General features: G+C 35.3%; 7 protein-coding genes. 1 reads left to right on the top strand and 6 read right to left on the bottom strand.

Annotated elements, in window-relative coordinates; genetic code table 11:
- Nucleotides 1-332 (bottom strand): site-specific integrase (locus tag C7Y47_RS06020; protein ID WP_185903411.1); only part of this gene is annotated, 332 nt, incomplete at its 3' end.
- A 153-nt stretch (nucleotides 333-485) separates the two neighbouring features.
- On the opposite strand from C7Y47_RS06020, the gene C7Y47_RS06015 reads away from it, so the two are divergent.
- Entirely contained in the window at nucleotides 486-773 is a 288-nt protein-coding gene (locus tag C7Y47_RS06015) for a hypothetical protein (RefSeq protein ID WP_142507918.1), read from the top strand.
- 98 nt (nucleotides 774-871) lie between these two features.
- Here the strand turns inward: C7Y47_RS06015 and C7Y47_RS06010 are convergent, their stop codons facing one another.
- The 5 genes from C7Y47_RS06010 to C7Y47_RS05990 form a co-directional block, all read right to left on the bottom strand.
- Nucleotides 872-1,342, bottom strand: coding sequence for a hypothetical protein (locus C7Y47_RS06010; protein WP_142507917.1), 471 nt, complete (start codon nucleotides 1,340-1,342; stop codon nucleotides 872-874).
- Nucleotides 1,314-3,449: a site-specific integrase gene (locus C7Y47_RS06005; RefSeq protein ID WP_142507916.1), complete on the bottom strand. Its 2,136-nt coding sequence runs from the start codon at nucleotides 3,447-3,449 to the stop codon at nucleotides 1,314-1,316. Before C7Y47_RS06005 ends, C7Y47_RS06010 begins: the two co-directional genes overlap by 29 nt.
- A gap of 6 nt (nucleotides 3,450-3,455) precedes the next feature.
- Nucleotides 3,456-4,799, bottom strand: coding sequence for a tyrosine-type recombinase/integrase (locus C7Y47_RS06000; RefSeq protein WP_142507915.1), 1,344 nt, complete (start codon nucleotides 4,797-4,799; stop codon nucleotides 3,456-3,458).
- Between the two features lie 111 nt (nucleotides 4,800-4,910).
- Entirely contained in the window at nucleotides 4,911-5,357 is a 447-nt protein-coding gene (locus C7Y47_RS05995) for a helix-turn-helix domain-containing protein (RefSeq protein WP_142507914.1), read from the bottom strand.
- Nucleotides 5,358-5,643: 286 nt separating this feature from the next.
- Nucleotides 5,644-6,402, bottom strand: a complete 759-nt coding sequence (locus C7Y47_RS05990; RefSeq protein WP_142507913.1) for an SDR family oxidoreductase — start codon at nucleotides 6,400-6,402, stop codon at nucleotides 5,644-5,646.
- Nucleotides 6,403-6,458: the final 56 nt, after the last annotated feature.

Below are 6,458 nucleotides of genomic sequence, written 5' to 3'. Positions count from 1 at the left end.
CGTTCGGTTAAATACTTGGGTATCCGCTTTCCTACTTTCGGTTCTTTAATTTTGGAAGTTGGATTCTTACTCAGGTAACCTTCTTCATGAGACCAACGAAAAAATGATTTCATAAAACGGATACGATGTGCAAGACTGGCTGGTTTTAAGTGCTTGCCGGATATAGCAAGATATTCTTTCAGTTGATTGGTGTCAAGCAATTCCATCTCTATATCCTTAAAATAACCAATTAATAGAAAAGACTGTAACCGGTAGGCCTTCAGCGTTTGTGGCGAAAAGCCCTCTATTCGTTTATCTGCTTCAAACAAAGTCCATGCTTTTGACAGTAACAATTCCATTCCCCCTAAAATAGTAATATAAAATGGATTATTGCCAACTTAATAGAATTCTAGACATAAGGAGTGATTTACTAATGAAGCAGTTTAGTTCAATAAAAAATGCTATAATAGCCATATTTCAAAACTATTTTAAGGAGTTAAACTCTTATGATTATAAAAATTGATTTTGGTAATGATTTTATTCAATACATTTCTTGTTCAACAAAAGTAGGTAGGAAGATGAACAGTATTCAGGAGGATTTTATAAATTGGATATTCGACGAGGAAAAGAATACAGAATATTGGGCATTAGACAATGGAGAAAGAATTCACCCAAATTACGATGCCAATGCAATTATTGACTGGTTAAACAATGTAAGATTTAAAAAAGGAATTGCAAAAGCAAAATTAATCCCCAGTCCTCAATTTAAAGTAAAAAAGAAATTATATTATTAAATTGGTTCTTTAATAAAATGATAAGATTGTGAAGAAATGCACTTAAACTAACGGGGTGCTTTAGTTGAAGAAGAGACAGCAATCGCTGTCTCTTTTTACTACTTAAATGATTCAAAATGAGCTGTAACCCATTTATTTTCGTTTTCTGAAATATACTGTTCAGCAAGAATCAGTCTTTGGACAATTTCTTGTTTTGATAGTTTCATATACTTTCTATGAAGAATATCAAGGTTACGGTCGGGTTTTAGTTTCCTGAAATCAATGTCCAAATCTAAGTTGTTTTGCGGTTTATTTACTTTGCTGTTTTCTTTCTGTTTAAAGGTTTCGCTATATTGTTTGTAATATTCATACAATTCCTCGTTTGACCGTATTGTATTTTGGTGAATCCCTTTACCTTCGGTATCGATTTCTTTAGACCATTGAGCAACATTGGCAAAAGTGACAGGTATACCTTTTTTTATTAACCGATCAATTGTTTCTTTGCCTATTCGTATCGCCCTGTCACTACGTCTTTTGTGATTTTCTGTTAGCCAAGGCCGTTCATTTTTTGAATTGAATGTCGGGATCATAGTCTTCCTCTTTTCTATACTGTTCAATTAACTCAATTTCTTTCAGTTCAGTACGAGCGTGTCTTCGCATTTCTTTTGCTTTTTTTACTTCAATTGGCAAATTCATTGCACTAAATCGCTTCTCCATATCTCTCGATAATTCGATAACTTCCTCCAACTCGTGTTTCTTTTCGGGTTGAGGGATTTTAGCTTGGCAACCTATACAGGCCATTTTAGTAGGACACACCATATTGGTTACACAAACTCCACCAATTACATTATTTAGAACGCCCACATTTTCTTTATATTCTCTGAATTCCTGTTGAAGCTCTTCGGGGCTACGCAATACAGCTTCATCTATATCTATATAATCCATAATAATATCGTGATATTCACTAACTTGTTGAGCTACTTGGCTCTGTGTTGGTTCCGAGTAATAGTCCGTTATATTTAAATCTCGTTGGTGTAATATTATTGCTAATATATCGGTTGATACGTTGTGCCGTTGGACAGCTTCTGTGGCAAAAGCGTGACGTAATAAGTGTGTTTTCACTGTAACTGGTTTTCCTTCTTGAGTCTCAAAAATAAGTCCGTGTAATAAAAAACGCAGGCAGGATCCAATGGACATATGACTTAATGCTTTTTTATGATACTGAAAGAAATAAGGCTTGGGTTCTTTAAATAGATGAATCCTTCTCTTTAAGCCATATTTAACACTTGGTATTGTCACATCATTATAATGTTCAAGCAGCATTTTGCGGACCTTAGCAAGAATTTTCATAGTTTCAGAAGTGATAAAATACTGTTCTTTTTTGTCACGACCTTTAGGAATAGCATAAAAGGAATGTTTAATATCCTCATTAACTTTAAAGGACTCTAAGCATTCTTTTGTATAGTTGATTTGCATCAATTCATTTAATCTTGTACCGCTAGTCGTACAAATATCCATTCCCAACAACCCAAAGGTTGCAGCCACATACAACGGTTCTACGTCGAATAAAAGACCTTCAGCTTTATTTTTGTTTCTAGTGATATAAGTGCTTTGTACAAGGACTTCCTTATGATTACCATCAAACGGCTTAGGTAACTCACCTTCATTTCCATAGCCCCACGAATTAAGCAGTTCAAGTTTTCGTTGGATTTTCTCTTCAGAAATATTGCTAAATATTTGACTGCCTATAATATCATTTTCGATTAATTCTAAAAACCATAGCCCTTCAGCTTCGTCATCATCGTTGAATCGTTCGGTCTTGATGAATTCTATGAAGTAATGATTGTTTTTGTCCGAAAAAGTTGAACTACGTCTATTCGCCATTTTAATAACAGGCTGACTAAATTGATCCTGATGATGGAATACGAAAGAAGGTCTGTCCCAAAGGCGGAAGCAAAAGCGTTCTCCAACACTTTCAGGCTCATTGTATTCAAAATCGAAAGGAAGCTCTATATCAGCATTTTTGACTTCTTCACATGCCTTTAGAAAGGCCTTTCGTAAACGGTTTATTTGATTCCAACGAAAATGGCTTTCGGCTCGAATTTGAGGTAGAAAAGGCACAATGGCATCCGTTTCACTCTTACGAGTGTTTTTTCTTTGAACTAGCGCTGCTTTTGTGAATTTAAAATCCCTTGAATCGTAATTAGGCATTGGAAGAATAAACTGTTCAAAATAGTCTTGCTGCTCTTCTGGCAACTTTGTCTTGACCCATTTCTTCACATTGTAAGAGCAGGATATATATAAACTTAAAAATTTACTTCTCTGGTCATCTGAATGATTTTTGAAAATAATACCCTTAAAATATTCATACATATGCGTTTCAGTGTTTAATTGATGAATTTCTGTTAAATGGTAGTGTTCGAATAAATCCTTTATCCGAGCATTCGGGTAACTTATATTATTTAAAATTGACGGTGGATCTAAATTCCTTTCTACACAAGTTATCATACATAGGTACAAATGGTTGTTCCAAGGCTTGTCTAACACTTGTCTAACATAGTAATTAAAATATAAATCATCCATTTTATCCAATATGAATACTTCTCTTGCATCACGAAGAAGTAATAATTTGTGGTCCACCTTGCCTATTAATTGCTCATAGAAAGGGGACTGTGGTTTCGTCAATGTTGTTGTCATCTGTCTTTACTCCAGTCCTTCTAACAATTCTAGAATATCTTCATCCATCTCCATCTTTTTAACACTTTCCAAAATTGTAAGTTTGGGCTTCTTAGTTTTTTTGTTGTTCTTTTGTTTATTATATTCCTCTTCTGATTTCTTCATATTTTCTAACATTTGATTGTGTATTTCTCGATGTTTTCCTTCATCGAAATAATGCTCATAAACTTGAATGGTATCTTTATTACTCAACTTCATATACTGAATCAATTGATTTTTTCTCTTTGTTATTTCAGCATCAGTTTTTGAAGTTTCATAGATTTCTCGCATACTTGTTGTCACGAACCAATGTCGTGTCTTATGCGGATTTAACTTCATTTCGCATTCATCCATCGCATTTTTCCAATGATAATACCAAGATTGATAAGTGAATGGAGTTCCAACTGTCGTAAGGAAAATAGGGGAATCGTTTGGTAATTCATCAAAAGTACGTTTGAACTCATCATATTTCGCCCGTTCTTTATTGATATACATCATCAGCAACTTTGTTGTATCCTTGCTAAACCGGATAAATTTCACTCTCTTTTCGTGACTGCCCTTATTAAATGTTTGCGCCTCCTGAAACGACTTTCTTGCACGATAATCGCCAATAGTCAACTTTACCACTTCCGAAGCTCTCGCCCCTCCTTCAAAGAGCATATGAGCTATTACTTGTTCTCTTAGCGACCAATTCACCTTTTTGCCTGCTTTATAAACTTCGAAAGGGAGGAATTTATCTCCAATAATTTCAGGCTGCCATTCATCATTTATTAACTTGAAATAAGAATCTGTTAATCTTCTTGTTGAATTAGGTTCTTCCGTTCCTGCTTCTGAGGGCATACGAGGCTTGTTCTCCCTTACACCTTCGTCTTTATGTTCATTTAAAACGGCATAAGAATCTATCATAGGATTAGAATACTTGTATTTTTTTAATCTAATCAGAGATTTATAGAATGATTTTAATGCTGAAAGAAAACGACTAACCGTTTTAATGCTTTTGTTTGTTTTGTTAACGAATCGAAATGTATCTTTTTCTCTAACTTTACAATGCATATTATTCATCAGGTAATCTTCCACAGCTACTCGTATGACTTCCGGATTGTCATCCCATTGAACCCTTTTGCCTTGATAGTTGCTATACTCGTTCAACCAATTAAAGAAGGGAATTAGGTTGTTCAAATAGCTAATAGCCGTACTTTTGGAATTCCTCCCTATACAATCGTGATAAAAATCTGTTAAAGGTAGAAAAGGTGCGTTTTTATGAAAAACCAATAATTCATAACGGCTTTCTTTTCCTTTTGGACAATATCGGTAATAATATTCAGCACACATATTTAATCACCTTACTTTATGAATTAAATCTGCTTTCATCCCGTTATTAACAGGGATAGCAGGCTCTCGGTTGTTATTTAAAACGGGGTTTTTAAACATTTTCTTGATAGGTCATACTCTCGTTTGCCCGATGTCTTCGATAGGAGTTGGAATCGGACTTAAATTTTCACGTATTGCTTTTTTGATGAACCCACCAGGATTCTTCACTTTCGATGGTGCCTGCTGCATTATCAATAATATTTCCAAGGTCCGTTTTATCCCCACGACAGACAGGATTGATAACATTTCATCAATAGGGAAAGTAAGAGTAACTGCTTGATACGCCAGTTTCACTAACTCTGTTTCATCGACTTCTGGTTTTATAGTACCTATCTTTTCAACCTCACTAACTGGGATCACTTTATTAAGTTTCAATAAATCAGATTCAAAAACTCTCCAACCTTCTTTATCACTATTTCTATAAGCGTTAGGGAATTTGCCTGACCGTATCCAACGTTTAATAGTTTCTTCGTGTTTACCTAATAAGTCAGCTACTTCTTTTACTTTATATTCTTTCAAGCTATTGCCTCCAAACCGAATGTATGTTTCAAGAATGTACGTTCTATTTTACCGCAACATTTAATTGCTGTAAATATTTCCTTTCTTAGGTTAGTTGTGGTAGTTGATGAGTTCATTTAGAGGTCTAACAAACAAAAAAAGTACACCACTATATATAAGTGATGTACTAATTATTTAATATAATGTGTGACATTAAAGACAACCTCTTGATATTACTGTTTTATAATACATTCACTTGTCTTTAATTTTACAGAGTACATGTGCGTGCTTTTTCGTATATTGAAGCTTAGTAAGCTGTCCAGCCACCATCTACAGTAATTACTTGTCCGTTGACAAAACTTGCTTCATCTGAGCCAAGGAATATAGCGAGCTGAGCAATTTCCTCAGGTTGTCCCGCACGTGGGTTAATAGCTAAACCTAGTGCTTGACGAGCTGCACCTGTTTGACTCACATTTGACATGGAAGAAGCAATGTTTGTGATCACTGCACCTGGAGCGATACCATTACAGCGAATTTTTTTATCTGCATACATAAATGCTGTATTTTTTGTTAGACCAACAACAGCATGCTTAGAAGCAGTGTAGGCAGCCCCAGCACGAGCGCCATATAAACCACCAGCAGAGATATTGTTTACAAAGACTCCATGTCCTTGAGCAAGGAAAATCTCTGTTGCCATACGCATCGAACGCATTACGGCAGTTGTATTCACCGCGAATACTTTGTCCCAACGTTCATCAGAAACTTCACCAACTGGCTCCATGCCATCCATAATACCAGCATTATTCACTAGAATATCTAATTTGCCATAAGCATTTTTTGTTTCATCAAATAAGCGTTGTAAGTCTTCTGTTGATGCAACATTTGTTTGAATAGCGATCGCTGAGCCACCAGTTGCTTGGATACTTTCAACAACTGCTTGTGCACCTTCTAAATTTAAGTCGGAAACTACGACCTTTGCTCCTTCTTTGGCATAACCTTCTGCAATTGCTTTACCCATACCTGACGCTGCACCTGTTACGATAGCTACTTTATCTTCTAATCTCATCTCAAAAACCTCCTATAATTTATGTTCTTTCACCAGCGTTTGTTCCAGTGATTTCG

It is taken from the genome of Lysinibacillus sphaericus (assembly GCF_006864135.1).
GTDB lineage: Bacteria > Bacillota > Bacilli > Bacillales_A > Planococcaceae > Lysinibacillus.
Note: the sequence above shows the minus strand (reverse complement) of the source record. Positions and strands in the feature narration are given on the sequence as shown.